The 16,657-nt window shown below is 67.5% G+C and carries 13 protein-coding genes; 10 read left to right on the forward strand and 3 right to left on the reverse strand.

The annotated features are described in order from the left end of the window. Positions 1-135: 135 nt before the first annotated feature. The 4 genes from ompR (at position 136) to WJ12_RS09765 (ending at position 3,614) form a co-directional block, all read left to right on the forward strand. The gene (ompR, locus tag WJ12_RS09750) at positions 136-870 is read left to right on the forward strand and encodes an osmolarity response regulator transcription factor OmpR (protein ID WP_006478565.1); all 735 of its coding nucleotides are present in this window, start codon (positions 136-138) and stop codon (positions 868-870) included. Between the two features lie 40 nt (positions 871-910). Then, positions 911-2,272: an ATP-binding protein gene (locus tag WJ12_RS09755; RefSeq protein ID WP_034188781.1), complete on the forward strand. Its 1,362-nt coding sequence runs from the start codon at positions 911-913 to the stop codon at positions 2,270-2,272. 189 nt (positions 2,273-2,461) lie between these two features. Continuing rightward, complete coding sequence (locus tag WJ12_RS09760; RefSeq protein WP_006478563.1) at positions 2,462-3,010, forward strand: peroxiredoxin; 549 nt, start codon at positions 2,462-2,464, stop codon at positions 3,008-3,010. A gap of 76 nt (positions 3,011-3,086) precedes the next feature. Beyond that, positions 3,087-3,614, forward strand: a complete 528-nt coding sequence (locus WJ12_RS09765) for a carboxymuconolactone decarboxylase family protein (protein WP_011352388.1) — start codon at positions 3,087-3,089, stop codon at positions 3,612-3,614. 96 nt (positions 3,615-3,710) lie between these two features. Here the strand turns inward: WJ12_RS09765 and ispF are convergent, their stop codons facing one another. Beyond that, complete coding sequence (ispF, locus tag WJ12_RS09770) at positions 3,711-4,196, reverse strand: 2-C-methyl-D-erythritol 2,4-cyclodiphosphate synthase (protein ID WP_034188783.1); 486 nt, start codon at positions 4,194-4,196, stop codon at positions 3,711-3,713. A 28-nt stretch (positions 4,197-4,224) separates the two neighbouring features. After that, positions 4,225-4,935, reverse strand: coding sequence for a 2-C-methyl-D-erythritol 4-phosphate cytidylyltransferase (gene ispD / locus WJ12_RS09775; protein ID WP_059561773.1), 711 nt, complete (start codon positions 4,933-4,935; stop codon positions 4,225-4,227). A gap of 107 nt (positions 4,936-5,042) precedes the next feature. Between ispD and mfd the strand changes: the two genes are divergently transcribed. From mfd to WJ12_RS09795, 4 genes are all read left to right on the forward strand, one after another. After that, on the forward strand, positions 5,043-8,513 hold the full coding sequence (gene mfd, locus WJ12_RS09780; protein WP_034188785.1) for a transcription-repair coupling factor: 3,471 nt from the start codon (positions 5,043-5,045) through the stop codon (positions 8,511-8,513). 105 nt (positions 8,514-8,618) lie between these two features. Beyond that, entirely contained in the window at positions 8,619-9,839 is a 1,221-nt protein-coding gene (gene argE, locus WJ12_RS09785; RefSeq protein ID WP_059561776.1) for an acetylornithine deacetylase, read from the forward strand. 59 nt (positions 9,840-9,898) lie between these two features. Continuing rightward, the gene (locus tag WJ12_RS09790; RefSeq protein ID WP_034188787.1) at positions 9,899-10,918 is read left to right on the forward strand and encodes a threonine/serine dehydratase; all 1,020 of its coding nucleotides are present in this window, start codon (positions 9,899-9,901) and stop codon (positions 10,916-10,918) included. Positions 10,919-10,964: 46 nt separating this feature from the next. After that, positions 10,965-11,492 carry a DUF3574 domain-containing protein gene (locus tag WJ12_RS09795; RefSeq protein WP_082744777.1) on the forward strand — a complete coding sequence of 176 codons (528 nt, stop codon included), beginning with the start codon at positions 10,965-10,967 and terminating at the stop codon, positions 11,490-11,492. A gap of 86 nt (positions 11,493-11,578) precedes the next feature. On the opposite strand, the gene WJ12_RS09800 is transcribed toward WJ12_RS09795, so the two are convergent. After that, complete coding sequence (locus tag WJ12_RS09800; RefSeq protein WP_059561779.1) at positions 11,579-14,095, reverse strand: penicillin-binding protein 1A; 2,517 nt, start codon at positions 14,093-14,095, stop codon at positions 11,579-11,581. Between the two features lie 442 nt (positions 14,096-14,537). Here WJ12_RS09800 and WJ12_RS09805 point away from each other — a divergent pair, with 442 nt between their 5' ends. Both WJ12_RS09805 and WJ12_RS09810 read left to right on the forward strand, forming a co-directional pair. Then, positions 14,538-15,218, forward strand: coding sequence for a PspA/IM30 family protein (locus WJ12_RS09805; RefSeq protein WP_034188789.1), 681 nt, complete (start codon positions 14,538-14,540; stop codon positions 15,216-15,218). A gap of 80 nt (positions 15,219-15,298) precedes the next feature. Beyond that, a complete protein-coding gene (locus WJ12_RS09810) occupies positions 15,299-16,480 on the forward strand; it encodes a tetratricopeptide repeat protein (RefSeq protein ID WP_034188790.1) in 1,182 nt (393 codons plus the stop codon). The last annotated feature ends 177 nt before the right edge of the window (positions 16,481-16,657 follow it).

Here is a 16,657-nt window from a genome sequence, read left to right on the forward strand (position 1 = left end):
TCTACCGAATTTCGGCTTCGAGTAAAGGAATCTATATAGCCTGCCTTTACTCGGCGCGACACTACGGGTAAATTTTGTAACCGACTGTAACGCACGAAAATACGTGGCCGTGCGTCAATTCCCATTCGCGATAAGATGCCGATCATGGAAACGAAAAACCCCTCCAAGATTCTCGTCGTTGACGACGACCCTCGCCTGCGCGATCTGCTGCGCCGCTATCTCGGCGAACAGGGTTTCAACGTATACGTCGCCGAAAACGCGACCGCGATGAACAAGCTCTGGGTACGCGAGCGTTTCGACCTGCTCGTGCTCGACCTGATGCTGCCGGGCGAGGACGGCCTGTCGATCTGCCGCCGCCTGCGCGGCAGCAACGACCGCACGCCGATCATCATGCTCACCGCGAAGGGCGAGGACGTCGACCGCATCGTCGGCCTCGAGATGGGCGCCGACGACTACCTGCCGAAGCCGTTCAATCCGCGCGAACTCGTCGCGCGCATTCATGCGGTGCTGCGCCGCCAGGCGCCGGCCGAACTGCCGGGCGCACCGTCGGAAACCACCGAGGTGTTCGAGTTCGGCGAATTCTCGCTGAATCTCGCCACGCGCACGCTGACGAAGTCCGGCCAGGAAATCCCGCTGACGACCGGCGAATTCTCGGTGCTGAAAGTGTTCGCGCGTCATCCGCGCCAGCCGCTGTCGCGCGAAAAGCTGATGGAGCTCGCGCGCGGCCGCGAATACGAAGTGTTCGACCGCAGCCTCGACGTGCAGATCTCGCGCCTGCGCAAGCTGATCGAACCGGATCCGGGCAGCCCGCGCTTCATCCAGACCGTCTGGGGCCTCGGCTACGTGTTCATCCCGGACGGCGCCGCCTGACCTTTCTCCCTCCCGGTTTCGCCCGTCCACGGCCCGTCCCATGCGTATCGACCGGCGCCTCCTGCAGCTCGCGTTCGGCGGGCTGTTCTGGCGCACCTTCCTGCTGATCGCGCTGCTGATCTCGGTCAGTCTCGCCGCGTGGTTCCAGAGCTTTCGCGTGATCGAGCGCGAGCCGCGCGCGCAGCGCGTCGCGCTGCAGCTCGTCGCGGTCGTCAAGCTCACGCGCACCGCCCTGCTCTATTCCGATCCCGATCTGCGGCGCGCGCTGCTGCAGGATCTCGAGAGCAACGAGGGCGTGCGCGTCTACCCGCGCGAAAAGACCGACAAGTTCAAGCTGCAGCCCGACGAATCGCTGAACCGCCTGATCGAACACGACATCCGCAGCCGCCTCGGCGACGATACCGTGATCGCGCAGTCGGTCAACGACATTCCCGGCGTGTGGATCAGCTTCAAGATCGACGACGACGATTACTGGGTCGCGCTCGACCGCGACCAGCTCGACAACGTCACGGGCCTGCAATGGGCCGGCTGGGGGCTGTTCGCGCTCGCGCTGTCGCTGTTCGGCTCCGCGTTCATCACCAGCCTCGTGAACCGGCCGTTCTCGCGGCTCGCGCTCGCCGCGCGCCAGGTCGGTTCGGGCCAGGCGCCCGAACCGCTGCCCGAGCGCGGGATGGGCGTCGCGGCCGACACCAACCGCAGCTTCAACCAGATGGTGCGCGACCTCGAACAGCTCGAGGCCGACCGTGCGCTGATGCTCGCGGGTATCTCGCACGACCTGCGCACGCCGCTCGCGCGGCTGCGGCTCGAAACCGAGATGAGCCCGTCCGACCAGGCGACCAAGGACGCGATGGTCGACGACATCGAGCAGATGGACCGCATCATCGCGGCCTTCATCGACTACGCGCGCCCGTCGCAGCGCAAGCCCGAGCCGGTCGACCTGTCGTCGATCGCGCAGGAAGTCGCCGCGCGCGTCTCGGGCGAGGACGGCGTCGAGATCCGCACGCGGCTCGCGCCGAGCGCGATCATCGAAGCGGACGAGACCGACATGCGCCGCGTGATCGGCAACCTCGTCGAGAATGCGCGCAAGTATGGCCAGAGCAAGCAGGACGGCGTCTCGCGCATCACGGTCGAGACCCGCGTGTCGCATGCGCGCGTCGAGCTGTCGGTGAGCGACGAAGGACCCGGCATCCCCGAGGATCAGCTGCCGCTCGTGATGCGCCCGTTCTACCGCGTCGACACCGCACGCACCAAGGCGGACGGCACGGGCCTCGGGATGGCGATCGTGCTGCGGCTCGTCGGCCGCTATCGCGGCGCGCTGCGCCTGCGCAACCGGAACCCCGACGCGGGCCTCGAAGTCACGCTCGAATTCCCCGGCGCCGGCAAGGCGCGTGCGACCGCGTGACACGCTCGCGCCTGCCTCCCGCGCGTCACACTATCGATCCGGTTGAAAAAAGCTATGAGGATAGTTAGTCAAAATCTATTGAAGTGTTTTACTAATAGTGTTATAGTTTGCCTCATGCTGTCACATCATCGTTGCAGCACCGAGGTAGCTTGACTCAGTCTTCTTCCCCATTCACACAGGAGTATCCGCATGAAAACCGTGGGCGATAAACTCGAAGCTTTCACCGTCGTAGCCGCGAAGCCGGGCTTCAACAATCACGAGGAAAACGGCCAGTCGGCGTTCGAGACCGTCACCGAAGCGTCGTTCCCGGGCAAGTGGAAGATCATCTACTTCTATCCGAAGGATTTCACGTTCGTGTGCCCGACGGAAATCGTCGAGTTCGCGAAGCTGACGAAGCAGTTCGAAGAGCGCGATGCCGTCCTGCTCGGCGGCAGCTCGGACAACGAATTCGTCAAGCTCGCATGGCGCCGTGAGCACAAGGACCTCGACAAGCTGAACCACTACTCGTTCGGCGACGTCAAGGGCGAGCTGATCGACCAGCTCGGCGTGCGCGACAAGGAAGCCGGCGTGGCCCTGCGTGCAACGTTCATCGTCGATCCGGACAACACGATCCAGCACGTTTCGGTGAACAACCTGAACGTCGGCCGCAGCCCGGAAGAAGTCCTGCGCATTCTGGACGGCCTGCAGACGGACGAACTGTGCCCGTGCAACCGTGCAGTCGGCGGCGCAACGCTGTAAGCGCATCGATGCACGAAGCCCGCGGCGCACGTCCTGCCTGCGGGCTTTTTTAACGGCCAACCCATAGGAGATATCAATGGAATTCATCGACTCGATTAAGGCACGTATCCCCGATTACGCGAAGGACATTCGCCTGAACCTCGACGGCACGATCTCGCGCTCGTCGCTCGAAGGCACCGACGCGGTGGGCGTCGCGCTGGCGGCGGCCATCGCGGCGAAGAGCACCGTGCTCATCAAGACGATCCGCGAAGCCGGCGTCCTGTCGCCCGAAGAGACGAACGCCGTGCTGACGGCGGCCGCGCTGATGGGGATGAACAACACCTGGTATCCGTATGTCGAGATGGCCGACGACGCCGACCTGAAGACGCAGCGCGCCGAGCTGCGGATGGGCGCGTATGCGACGCACGGCGGTGTCGACAAGCGCAAGTTCGAGATGTACGCGCTCGCCGCGTCGATCGTCGGCAAGTGCCACTTCTGCGTGAAGTCGCACTATGCGCTGCTGAAGAACGAGCAAGGCATGACCGTCACGCAGCTGCGCGACGTCGGCCGCATCGCGTCGGTGATCAACGCCGCCGCGCAGGTGATCGCCGCCGAAGGCGAATAAGCGGTCGCGTGCCGTGCGGCAGCCATGCCGCGTGGCGCCCGCTTCAAACGACGATGCCACGCCGACGCGTGGCATTTTTCATTGCACCGGCAGCCGTCAGCCGCCCTGCTTCACCAGCAGCGCGGCGGCCTGCGCCTCGATGCCTTCGCCGCGGCCGAGATAACCGAGCTTCTCGTTGGTCTTCGCCTTCACGTTCACGCGATCGAGCGGCAGCCCGAGATCGGCCGCGATGTTCGCGCGCATCCCGTCGATATGCGGCGCGAGCTTCGGCGCCTGCGCGATCACGGTGCTGTCGACGTTCTGGATCGTGAAACCCGCCGCCTTCACGCGCTCGGCGCACGCACGCAGCAGCACGCGGCTGTCCGCGCCCTTGAACGCCGCGTCCGTGTCGGAGAAATGACGGCCGATGTCGCCGAGCGCCGCCGCGCCGAACAGCGCGTCGGTGATCGCGTGCAGCAGCACGTCCGCGTCCGAGTGGCCGAGCAGGCCGCGCTCGTACGGAATCGTCACGCCGCCGATGATGAGGGGGCGTCCTTCGACGAGCTGGTGCACGTCGTAGCCTTGTCCGATTCTGAAATCCATGCGTGTTCCGATTGAGAGGGGGTGAATGTCAGGAAGCGTTCGCGGCACGCGCGAGGATCGCTTCCGCGAGCGCGAAATCTTCCGGGTACGTGACCTTGAAATTGCGCAGGCTGCCCTGGACGACGCGCGGCGTGTGGCCCGCCCATTCGATCGCGCTGGCCTCGTCGGTCAGGTCGTGCCCTTCGCGCTGCGCGCGCAGGATCGCCTCGCGCAGCATGCCGATGCGGAACATCTGCGGCGTCTGCGCCTGCCACAGCGCGTCGCGCGATTCCGTGCGCGCGATCGCGTCGCCGCCGGCCGGCACGCGCTTGAGCGTATCGGCCACCGGCAGCGCGACGATGCCGCCGACGGGGTCGTCCTTCAGCGTCGCGACGAGCGTGCGGATCAGCGCCGGCGTGATGCCCGGGCGCGCCGCGTCGTGCACGAGCACCCAGTCCTGGTCGGTCGCGCCGAATTCGGCCAGTTCGAGCAGCCCGTTCAGCACCGACGCCTGCCGCGAGCCGCCGCCGCAGCGGCGCACCGCGAAACGCAGGCCCGCGAAGCGGCGCGCGTCGAAATGGGAATCGTCGGGCGCGAGCACGACGAGCGTCTGCGCGAACTCGCTGCACGCGTCGAACGCGGCGAGCGTGTAGTGCAGCAGCGCGCGGCCGGCCAGCGTGCGGTATTGCTTCGGCACGGCCGAGCCGGAACGGCTGCCCGTGCCGGCACAGGGAATCAGGGCGAAAAGTCGGGGAGTCACGAAGGGAAACGCCGGAAAGATGAAATCGAGAAGCGGATTTTATAATAGGTCTTTCGTCTCGACCGGCGCACCGCGATGCGCCCGTGCACGCCACCCCTGTCGTCCCTATGCCAGATAACGCTTCCAACCCGTCAGCCTCCCCCGTTGCCCGCGTCAAGCCCGGCCAGCGCTTCGCCTTCGACGGCGCGCACGGCTCCGCCGACGCGCTCGCCATCGCCCGTTATCTCGCCGACAACCGTCAGGACGTGCCGCTCCTCGCGGTGATCTGCGCGAATGCGGTCGACGCGCAGCGGCTGTCGCAGGAAATCCGCTATTTCTCGCCCGACGCGCGCGTGCGCCTGCTCCCGGACTGGGAAACGCTGCCGTACGACACCTTTTCGCCGCACCAGGACCTCGTGTCCGAGCGGCTCGCGACGCTGCACGACCTCGGCGAGGGCCGCTGCGACATCCTGCTCGTGCCCGCGACCACCGCGCTGTACCGGATGCCGCCCGCGTCGTTCATGGCCGCGTACACGTTCGCGTTCGCGCAGGGCGAGCGGCTCGACGAGGCGAAGCTGAAGGCACAGTTGACGCTGGCCGGCTACGAGCACGTGAGCCAGGTCGTGCGGCCCGGCGAATACTGCGTGCGCGGCTCGCTGATCGACCTGTACCCGATGGGCTCGCCGCTGCCGTACCGGATCGACCTGTTCGACGACCAGGTCGACTCGATCCGCGCGTTCGACCCCGACACGCAGCGCAGCCTCTACCCGGTGCGCGACGTGCGCCTGCTGCCCGGCCGCGAGTTTCCGTTCGACGAAGCCGCGCGCACGGCCTTCCGCAGCCGCTGGCGCGAAACCTTCGAAGGCGACCCGAGCCGCGCGCCGATCTACAAGGACATCGGCAACGGCGTGCCGTCGGCCGGCATCGAGTACTACCTGCCGCTGTTCTTCGACGAAACCGCCACGCTGTTCCACTACCTGCCGCAGGACGCGCACCTCGTGTTCACCGGCGATCTCGAGGCGTCGATCCGCCGCTTCACCGCGGACACGAAGCAGCGCCATGCGTTCCTCTCGCACGATCGCGAGCGGCCGATCCTCGAGCCGCAGCGGCTGTTCCTGTCCGACGAGGATTTCTTCGCGTTCGCGAAACCGTTCGCGCGCGTCGTGCTGCCCGCGCAGCCGGCCGGCGGCTGGGCAACCGCGCTGCCCGAGCTGACCGTCGACCGCCATGCGGACGACCCGCTCGCGTCGCTGCGCACCTTCGTCGAAACGTCCGGCAAGCGCGTGCTGCTGACCGTCGAATCAGCCGGCCGCCGCGAGACGATCCTGCAACTGCTCGCCGAGCATCACCTGCGCCCCGCGTCGAACGACCACTTCGCGGGCTGGCTCGCGAGCGACGAACGTTTCGCGCTCGGCGTCGCGCCGCTCGCGAACGGCTTCGCGGTGCCAGGCGAAGGCTACGCGGTCGTCACCGAAACCGAGCTGTACGGCGCGCTCGGCCGCCGCGCGGGCCGCCGCCGGCAAGAACAGGCGAGCAACGTCGACGCGATGGTGCGCGACCTGTCGGAGCTGAAGGTGGGCGATCCGGTCGTGCACTCGCAGCACGGCATCGGCCGCTACCTGGGCCTCGTCTCGATGGATCTCGGCGAAGGCGAGACCGAATTCCTGCATCTCGAATACTCGGGCGAAAGCAAGCTCTACGTGCCCGTCGCGCAATTGCACGTGATCTCGCGCTACAGCGGCGCCGACCCCGACAGCGCGCCGTTGCACGCGCTCGGCTCCGGCCAGTGGGAACGCGCGAAGCGCAAGGCCGCGCAGCAGATCCGCGATACGGCCGCCGAGCTGCTGAATCTGTACGCGCGTCGCGCGGCCCGCGAAGGCCACGCGTTCACGCTCGACCCGCGCGACTACGTGAAATTCGCGGAAAGCTTCGGCTTCGAGGAAACGCCCGACCAGGCCGCGGCGATCGCGGCCGTGATCGGCGACATGACGAGCGGCAAGCCGATGGACCGCCTCGTGTGCGGCGACGTCGGCTTCGGCAAGACCGAGGTCGCGCTGCGCGCCGCGTTCATCGCGGTGCTGGGCGGCAAGCAGGTCGCGCTGCTGTCGCCAACCACGCTGCTCGCCGAGCAGCACACACAGACCTTCGCCGACCGCTTCGCGGACTGGCCGGTGCGGATCGTCGAGCTGTCGCGCTTCAAGACCACGAAGGAAGTGAACGCGGCGATCGCGCAGATCAACGAAGGCAGCGTCGACATCGTGATCGGCACGCACAAGCTGCTGTCGTCGGACGTGCAGTTCAAGCGCCTCGGCCTCGTGATCATCGACGAGGAACACCGCTTCGGCGTGCGCCAGAAGGAAGCGCTGAAGGCGCTGCGCGCGGAAGTCGACGTGCTGACGCTCACCGCGACGCCGATCCCGCGCACGCTCGGGATGGCGCTCGAAGGGCTGCGCGATTTCTCGGTCATCGCGACCGCGCCGCAAAAGCGGCTCGCGATCAAGACCTTCGTGCGCCGCGAGGAGGAAAGCGTGATCCGCGAGGCAATGCTGCGCGAGCTGAAGCGCGGCGGCCAGGTGTACTTCCTGCACAACGAAGTCGAGACGATCGAGAACCGCAAGGCGATGCTCGAGGCGCTCGTGCCCGAGGCGCGGATCGTGATCGCGCACGGCCAGATGCACGAGCGCGAGCTCGAACGCGTGATGCGCGATTTCGTCGCGCAGCGCGCGAACGTGCTGCTGTGCACGACCATCATCGAGACCGGCATCGACGTGCCGAGCGCGAACACGATCATCATGCACCGCGCGGACAAGTTCGGCCTCGCGCAGCTGCACCAGCTGCGCGGCCGCGTCGGCCGCTCGCATCACCAGGCCTATGCGTACCTGCTGGTCCACGATCCGCAGTCGCTGACCAAGCAGGCGCAGCGCCGGCTCGAGGCGATCCAGCAGATGGAGGAACTCGGCTCGGGTTTCTATCTCGCGATGCACGACCTCGAGATCCGCGGCACCGGCGAGGTGCTCGGCGACAAGCAGTCGGGCGAGATCCACGAGATCGGCTTCCAGCTCTACACGGACATGCTGAACGACGCGGTGAAGGCGCTGAAGAACGGCAAGGAGCCCGACCTCACCGCCCCGCTCGCCGCGACGACGGAAATCAACCTGCATGCGCCCGCGATCCTGCCGGCCGACTACTGCGCGGACGTGCAGGAGCGGCTGTCGCTGTACAAGCGGCTCGCGAACTGCGAGCACGGCGACGCGATCGACGGCATCCAGGAGGAGTTGATCGACCGCTTCGGCAAGCTGCCGCCGCAGGCGCACGCGCTCGTCGAGACGCATCGGCTGCGGATCGCCGCGAAGCCGCTCGGCATCGTGAAGATCGACGCGAGCGAGGCCGCGATCGGGCTGCAGTTCGAGCCGAATCCGCCGATCGATCCGATGCGGATCATCGAGATGGTGCAGAAGCACCGGCACATCAAGCTCGCGGGCCAGGACAAGTTGCGCATCGAGACGCGCTCGCCCGATCTCGCGATCCGCGTGTCGACGATCAAGGAAACGCTGCGCGCGCTCGGCCCGAAACAGGGCGCGGCCGCCGCGGCGCGCTGACGCGATACCGGCGGGCGCGACGTTGCTGCACCGCATCGCGCCCGACGAAGGCGGGCCGGCGCGTTTTTGAGTATGATTTTCCCATTCATCAGACGGAGTTTTGCCATGTCCACTCTCGACGCGACGGCGCCTTCCGCCGCAACCCGGGGCGACGAATCGCTCGTCAGCCTGCCCTGGGTCAAGCAACTGGTGTCGATGGACACGACGAGCCGCGTGCCGAACCTCGGCCTGATCGAGACGGTACGCGACGCACTCGCCGCGAAGGGCATCGCTTCGACGATCACGCACGATCCGCGCGAAGGCTGGGCGAACCTGTTTGCCACCGTGCCCGCGCACGACGGCGCGACGAACGGCGGCATCGTGCTGTCGGGGCATACCGACGTCGTGCCGGTCGACGGCCAGCAATGGGACAGCAACCCGTTCGCGCCGGAGATCCGCGACGGCCGCCTGTACGGCCGCGGTACCTGCGACATGAAGGGCTTCATCGGCGCGGCGCTCGCGCTGCTGCCCGAGATGCAGGCGACGAAGCTCGCGAAGCCGATCCATTTCGCGCTGTCCTACGACGAGGAAATCGGCTGCGCGGGCGCGCCGCTGATGATCGCCGACCTCGTGAAGCGCGGTGTGCAGCCGTCGGGCTGCATCGTCGGCGAGCCGACCAGCATGCGGCCGATCATCGCGCACAAGGGCATCAACGCGTACCGCTGCTGCGTGCGCGGCCACGCGGCCCATTCGTCGCTGACGCCGAAGGGGCTCAACGCGATCGAATATGCGGCACGCCTGATCTGCCATATCCGCGACATCGCCGACCGCTTCCGTGCCGAAGGCCCGTTCGACGAACTGTACGACGTGCCGTTCACGACCGCGCAGACGAGTACGATCCAGGGCGGCAACGCGATCAACACGGTGCCGGCCGAGTGCCGCTTCGATTTCGAATTCCGCAACCTGCCCACGCTCGACCCCGAGCAGATCTTCACGCGCATCGAGGCGTATGCGCGGGAAACGCTGCTGCCGCAGATGCTGCGCGAGCATCCGAACGCCGCGATCGAGCTCTCGAAGATCGCCGCGGCGCCCGGCCTCGATGCAACCGAACAGGCCGCGATCACGCAGCTCGTGCGCGCGCTGACGGCCGACCAGGACAAGCGCAAGGTCGCGTACGGCACCGAGGCCGGCCTGTTCGAACGCGCGGGCATCCCGAGCGTCGTGTGCGGGCCCGGCAACATCGAGCAGGCGCACAAGCCGAACGAGTATGTCGAGCTCGCGCAGCTCGCCGGCTGCGAGCAGTTCCTGCGCAAGTTCATCCGCAGCATGTCGGTCGACGCGCACTGACTGCCTCCCGCCACGCCGGCCCGCGTGTGCGGGCCGGCCCACTCCGCCACCGCCACGTCATGCCGACCGAACAACAGGGCACCGCCCATACGACGATCGACGGCGAGCCGATTCCGACGCTCGACGAAATCGCCGCGCAGCATTTCGCTTTGTCGCCGTGGGTCGCGCGCACGCCCGTGTTCGAGCGCGCCGACCTGCCGTCCCTCGAGGGCACGCACGTCAACTTCAAGTTCGAGCTGCTGCAGGCGAGCGGCAGCTTCAAGGCGCGCGGCGCGTTCACGCACCTGCTCTCGCTGGACGAGGCGCGCAAGAACGCGGGCGTCACCTGCGTGTCGGCCGGCAATCACGCGGCGGCCGTCGCGTATGCGGCCATGCGGCTCGGCAGCAGCGCGAAGGTCGTGATGTTCCACACCGCGAGCCCGTCGCGCATCGCGCAATGCAAGCAGTACCGCGCGGAAGTCGTGCTCGCGGGCAGCGCGTCGCAGGCCTTCGATCTCGTGCGCCGCATCGAGGCCGAGGAAGGCCGCTTCTTCATTCATCCGTTCAACGGCTATCACACGATCCTCGGCACCGCGACGCTCGGCTACGAATGGGCGACGCAGACGCCCGACCTCGACGCGGTGATCGTGCCGATCGGCGGCGGCGGGCTCGCGGCCGGCATGGCGACCGCGCTGCGGCTCGCGAACCCGCGCGTACACGTGTACGGCGTCGAGCCGGAAGGCGCCGACGCGATGAGCCGCAGTTTCGCGGCGAATCACACGATCAAGATGAGCGCGATGCAGACCATCGCCGATTCGCTGATGGCGCCGCACACCGAGGAATACAGCTACCAGCTGTGCCGGCGCCACGTCGACCGCATCGTCACCGTGTCCGACGACGCGCTGCGCGCCGCGATGCTGTTCCTGTTCTCGCACCTGAAGCTGTCGGTCGAACCGGCCTGCGCGGCCGCGCTCGCCGCGCTGCTCGGCCCGCTGCGCGAAACGCTGCAGGGCAAGCGCGTCGGCGTGCTGCTGTCGGGCACGAATACCGATCCCGCCACGCTCGGCATGCACCTCGCGCACGCGAAACTGCAGCACTGACCCCACATCGGGCACCGACGAACCACCCTAGGGTTATCCCCAGATTATGTTGACAGCCCTGTTGATAACCCGCCGGACACGCACGCAAGTGGTTGAGCGCGCAGCATTTTGCGCGCGCGAAGGTCGATCGTCACGAAATGAGCAGACACGCACGCTGGTCGCATGCGCGGCGGCGCTCACGCTGCTCGCCGGTTGCGCGACGGCGCCGTCGCCCGTCGCGCAACCGGTGTCCTGCACGCAACCGGGCGAAAGCCGGATGCTGCAGGCCGACCTGCTGTTCGGGCGCGACGTCACGGGGCGCGGTCCCGTCACCGATGCGGAACGCGCGACGTTTCTCGCCGACACGGTCACGCCGCGCTTCCCCGACGGCCTCACCTACTGGGACACGCACGGACAGTGGCGCGACCGCGCGACCGGCGGCGTCACGCGTGAAGACAGCTTCGTGATCCGTATCATCGCCGACGATACACCCGACACGCGCACACGGCTCGCCGCGATCCGGCTGGCGTACATGCAGCGATTTCACCAGCAATCGGTCGGCGTGACGATCGCGCCGGCCTGCGTATCGTTCTGATTCACCTTCTCCTGCTGCTCGCGACTCGCACAAGAAAAACGGGCGCCCGAAGGCGCCCGTCGCATGTCCGAAGCACCGCGTATCGCTTACTTGTTCTCGAACATGTCCATGATCTGCTGCTTCTCCTGCGGCGTGACGGGCGGCGGTGCCAGCCCGGCCGCGCCGGCCGAACCGAGCGCGTCGTTCGCGCTGATCGCGTTCTCGGCCGGGTTGATGTCGACGTTCGCGACGAAGCCGTTGCCCGGCGTGCGATCGGCGTAGTACAGCTCGCCGTCGATCGTGGTCAGGCCGTCCGGCATCGGCATCTGCTGCTCGGGCACGCCGTTCAGCGCGGTGCGCATGTAGTTCACCCAGATCGGCAACGCGAGCTGCGCGCCGAATTCGCGGCTGCCGAGGCTCTTCGGCTGGTCGAAACCCATCCATGCGACCGCGACGAGCGACTGCTGGTAGCCGGCGAACCAGCCGTCCTTCGCGTCGTTCGTCGTACCCGTCTTGCCCTGCAGGTCGCTGCGGCCCAGCACGTTGGTGCCGGCCCCCGTGCCGGCCGTCGCGACCGAGTGCAGCAGGCTGTTCATCACGTATGCGTTGCGGCCTTCGATCGTACGCGGCGCCGTGCCGCCCGCGATCACCGGCTGCGACTTCTGCAGCGGCTGGCCGCGCGCGTCGTCGACTTCGGCGATCAGGTACGGATCGACCTTGTAGCCGCCGTTCGCGAATACCGCGTAGCCGGTCGCGAGCTGCAGCGGCGTGACGAGGCCCGCGCCGAGCGCCATCGGCAGGTAAGGCGGCGTCTTCGCCGGATCGAAGCCGAAGCGCTGCGTCACGTACTGCTGCGCATACTGCGTGCCGATCGACGCGAGGATCCGGATCGACACGAGGTTCTTCGAACGCTGCAGGCCGGTGCGCATCGTCATCGGGCCGTCCGGCTGGTCGTCGTCCTTCGGCTCCCACGCAGTGCCGCCCGGCACGCTCGGCGGGAAGTACAGCGGCGCGTCGTTGATCATCGTCGCCGGCCCGAGCCCCTTGTCGAGCGACGCCGAGTAGATGAACGGCTTGAACGACGAGCCCGGCTGCCGCCATGCCTGCGTCACGTGGTTGAACTTGCTCTTGTTGAAGTCGAAGCCGCCCACGAGCGAGCGGATCGCGCCGTCCTGCGGCGCAATCGCGACGAGCGCGCCTTCGACCTGCGGCAGCTGCACGACCTGCCAGCCCGTCTTGCCGTCCTTCAGCACGCGCACGACCGAGCCCGGCTTGATGCGCAGCGCGTTGTTCGCGCGCGGGCCGAGCGCGGCCGACACGAAGCGCAGCCCGGCCGGGCCGATCGTGGTGGTCGCGCCGCCGACGAACTGCACCTCGACCGCGTTCGGCGACGCCGACAGCACGACCGCCGATTGCAGGTCGCCGTTGTCCGGATGATCGGCGAGCGCGTCGTCGATCGCCTCGTCGCGCTCGTCGCCGGCCGCGGGCAGGTTGATCGACGCCTCCGGCCCACGGTAGCCGTGGCGGCGCTCGTAGTCGAGAATGCCGCGGCGCACGGCCTGGTACGCGGCTTCCTGGTCGGCCGAGTTGATCGTCGTCGTGACGGTCAGCCCGCGCGTATAGGTTTCGTCCTTGTACTGCTGGTACATCATCTGCCGCACCATCTCGGCGACGTATTCGCCGTGCACCGCATACTGGTTGCCCGGCGTGCGCACGTGGATCTCTTCCTTGATCGCTTCGTCGTACTGCGGCTGCGTGATGTAGCCGACCTCGAGCATGCGCTTCAGGATGTACTCCTGGCGCACCTTCGCGCGCTTCGGATTGACGACCGGGTTGTACGCGGACGGCGCCTTCGGCAGCCCCGCGAGCATCGCCGCCTCGGCAAGGGTGATGTCTTTCAGGTCCTTGCCGAAGTACACGCGCGCGGCGGCCGCGAAGCCGTATGCGCGCTGGCCGAGATAGATCTGGTTCATGTACAGCTCGAGGATCTGGTCCTTCGTCAGGGCCTTCTCGATCTTGTACGCGAGCAGCATTTCGTAGATCTTGCGCGTATAGGTCTTCTCGCTCGACAGGAAGAAGTTGCGCGCGACCTGCATCGTGATCGTGCTCGCCCCCTGCCGCGCGCCGCCGTGCATCAGGTCGGCCACGCCCGCCCGCAGGATGCCGACGAAGTCGACGCCGCCGTGTTCGTAGAAGCGGTAGTCCTCGATCGCGAGCACGGCCTTCTTCATCACGTCGGGAATGTCCTGGAAGCGCACGAGGCTGCGGCGCTCCTCGCCGAACTCGCCGATCAGCACGTGATCGGCCGTGAACACGCGCAGCGGCACCTTCGGCTGGTAGTTGGTCAGCGCGTCAAGCGACGGCAGCTGCGGCGCCATCACGACCAGCGCATAGCCGACGATCAGCGCGCCGACGATCGCCAGCGTCGCGAACAGGCCGGCGAACCACAGCGCGACGCGCGAGCCGAACGTGCGGCGGCGCCCGCCGCCGCCGCTGCGCTGCTGCGCGCGGCGGTCGTCACGATCGTCGTCATCGGGGTAATAGGCCCCGGACGGCGAACGGCGCAGCGTGTAGTGGGGTTCGTTCCTGTCGGAAGAAGAAGGCGGTCGTTTGATAATTGGCATGTCGGAATGGCGGGCGGTCGTGGCGCCCTCGAACGCATGCGGAAATGCAAGCGGATGAATCAGAGTGGGTGCATCGAGATGCGGCTGTCACGTCGACAGACCCCGCCGCGCGGCGATCCGTTCCCGCGACGTGACAGCGCATTTTAATGAAATCGACCGGGCGCCTTCGCGATTTTTTGTAAAAATTCCCGCAATGCCGTGATTTGCGGAACGTATTGTCGGCCTCCTCGGCCTATGATGGACACGCAATGGGGCGTGTCGCCGGCTTTTTCTTTCAACCGCGAAAGGTTTGGTATCCCGATGCGCACGCCGCTTGAACTCACGCGTTTAAGCCGTATTTAAGTGAACCGGTGGTGTAATATCCGCCGGCTCACGCGGGTCGGAACCGGCCCGCGGCGGGCACGGCCGCGAATGCGCGGCGCCTTTAACCACGGAGGATTTCATGTCGCTTTTCGACTCTATTTCGCGCACGATCAAAGGCCTGCTGAACGATGCGGCCGATTCGGTACAGGATCCGTCGCGCGACGCACGGCAGATCGTGCGGGAGCTCGACGACAGCATCGGCCGCGCCGAGAACTCGCTGATCGAGATCGAGGCACAGGTCGCGACCCAGCGCAGCAAGCGCGATGCGGCCGACGACAAGGTGAAGAAGTACGAGGACGGCGCGAAACGTGCGCTGCAGTCCGGCGACGAAGCGCTCGCCCGCGAGGCCCTCGCCGCGCAGTCGAACGCGGAAGCCGAGCGCGATGCGCTCGCGGCCGAGCTGACGACGCTCGAGCCGTCGGTCGACAAGCTGAAGGGGCAGATCGCCGACATGCGTCAGCGCCGCAACGACCTGAATGCGCGCTCGAACATCCTGCAGGCCAAGCAGGAAATCGCGCAGGCGAAGGACGTCGCGGCCAGCGCGCTGGGCGGCATCGGCGGCAAGAACCTGTCCGAGGATTTCCAGAAGCTCGAGGACAAGGTCGCGCTGCAGAACGCGCGTTCGGACGCACGCCTGAATTCGGCCGACACGTCGAGCGGCAAGGCGCTCGACGACAAGCTCGCCGCGCTGAACAAGGGCCCGTCGGTCGAGGATCGCCTCGCCGCGCTGAAGAAGCAGCTCGACACGCCCGCGCAGTAACGGCAAACGTGCCGCGCCCCGGCCCGGGTGCGCGGCGCGAACCGATCGTCAGGAGACGGGCGCCTGCGCCCGGTTCGACCATGAAGAAATCTCTCGCCGCACTCGGCCTCTCGCTGATGTTGCTGTCGTCCGCCGCGTTCGCGGTCCCGTCGCTGCAGCAGGTCGAGCAATCGATCGCGCAGCGCAACTGGCAACAAGCCGACGCGCAGCTGTCGCAAGTCATCGACGCCCATCCGAACAACGCGCACGCGCGCTACCTGTATGCGCAGGTGCTGGACCGCGAGGGCCGCGCGTCCGACGCGCTCGCGCAGCTGCAGCGCGCGAAATCGCTCGATCCGCAACTGCGCTTCACCGATGCGTCGCGGTTCGCACAGACGGAGTCGCGCATTCGCGCCGACGCCGCGCGCGTGAGCGGCAACGTGCCGTCGGCCACGCAGGCCGGCACGCTGCAGCCGGGGCTCGCCCCGGCCGTCGCGCCGGCCGAAAAACACGGCCCGTCGACCGGCATGTGGATCGGCCTCGGGCTGATCGTCGCCGTGATCGCGCTGGTGCTGCGCTGGACGCTGCGGCGCGCACGCACCGCCGACAACGGCCGCGCCGACGACGAACGCCGCACGCAGCTCAAGCGCGCGACCGACGTGCTGAACGACATCCGTCCGCTGAAACTCGACGCGAAGCTGTCGACGGCGCCCGGCGCCGCGGCGCTCACGGGCGAACTCGAAACGATCGAGGCCGACGCGCGCACGCTCGTCGAGACGCTGTCGAACGGCAAGAATCCGGTGCCGCCGTATCGCGTCGATGAACTCGAGCAACGCCATGCGAGCGTGAAGGCCCGCGTCGAAGGCCGGCCCGACCCGGCCGCGCAACCCGCGGCACCGGCGAACGGCAGCGGCTCCGTGTACGCGCAGGAAGCCGATCGCATGACGGGCGCGCAAGGCCAGCCGTATCAGCAGCCCTACCCGCCGCAACAGCCGTATCCGCAACAGCAGCCGCCCGTCGTGATCCAGCAAGGCGGCGGCGGTTTCGGCGGCGGGATGGGCGGGCTGCTGACCGGCGTGCTGCTCGGCGAGGCGATGTCGGGCGGCCGCGAGCGCGTCGTCGAACGCGACGTGATCGTCGACGGCGAGCGCCGCCGGCAGGAAGCCGACCCGGGCTTCGACCTCGGCCGCGGCGACGATTCGAACTGGAGCGACGGCAGCGGTAGCGGCGGCGGCATGGACCTCGGCAGCAACGACGACGGCTGGACCGACGACAACACCTGAGCACCCACGCACCGGGCGCCGGCGCGCATGCCGGCGCTCCGTCACGCACGCCATGCTCCGCTGCACGGCCGGCCGCGCCCACGCGCGGATTTGTCAATCATTTCAAGATGGACTACCGGCAATGGGGAGCGTTCGTTATCATGCGGCCATCGGCGTGCCACCGACCCTCATTCGACG

Source organism: Burkholderia seminalis (assembly GCF_001718535.1).
Taxonomy (GTDB): Bacteria; Pseudomonadota; Gammaproteobacteria; order Burkholderiales; family Burkholderiaceae; genus Burkholderia; species Burkholderia seminalis.

Coding starts and splice junctions, on each gene's coding strand:
- ompR (WP_006478565.1), top strand. CDS start 136: ATGCCGATCATGGAAACGAAAAACCCCTCCAAGATTCTCGTCGTTGAC.
- WJ12_RS09755 (WP_034188781.1), top strand. CDS start 911: ATGCGTATCGACCGGCGCCTCCTGCAGCTCGCGTTCGGCGGGCTGTTC.
- WJ12_RS09760 (WP_006478563.1), top strand. CDS start 2,462: ATGAAAACCGTGGGCGATAAACTCGAAGCTTTCACCGTCGTAGCCGCG.
- WJ12_RS09765 (WP_011352388.1), top strand. CDS start 3,087: ATGGAATTCATCGACTCGATTAAGGCACGTATCCCCGATTACGCGAAG.
- ispF (WP_034188783.1), bottom strand. CDS start 4,196: ATGGATTTCAGAATCGGACAAGGCTACGACGTGCACCAGCTCGTCGAA.
- mfd (WP_034188785.1), top strand. CDS start 5,043: ATGCCAGATAACGCTTCCAACCCGTCAGCCTCCCCCGTTGCCCGCGTC.
- argE (WP_059561776.1), top strand. CDS start 8,619: ATGTCCACTCTCGACGCGACGGCGCCTTCCGCCGCAACCCGGGGCGAC.
- WJ12_RS09790 (WP_034188787.1), top strand. CDS start 9,899: ATGCCGACCGAACAACAGGGCACCGCCCATACGACGATCGACGGCGAG.
- WJ12_RS09795 (WP_082744777.1), top strand. CDS start 10,965: ATGTTGACAGCCCTGTTGATAACCCGCCGGACACGCACGCAAGTGGTT.
- WJ12_RS09800 (WP_059561779.1), bottom strand. CDS start 14,095: ATGCCAATTATCAAACGACCGCCTTCTTCTTCCGACAGGAACGAACCC.
- WJ12_RS09805 (WP_034188789.1), top strand. CDS start 14,538: ATGTCGCTTTTCGACTCTATTTCGCGCACGATCAAAGGCCTGCTGAAC.
- WJ12_RS09810 (WP_034188790.1), top strand. CDS start 15,299: ATGAAGAAATCTCTCGCCGCACTCGGCCTCTCGCTGATGTTGCTGTCG.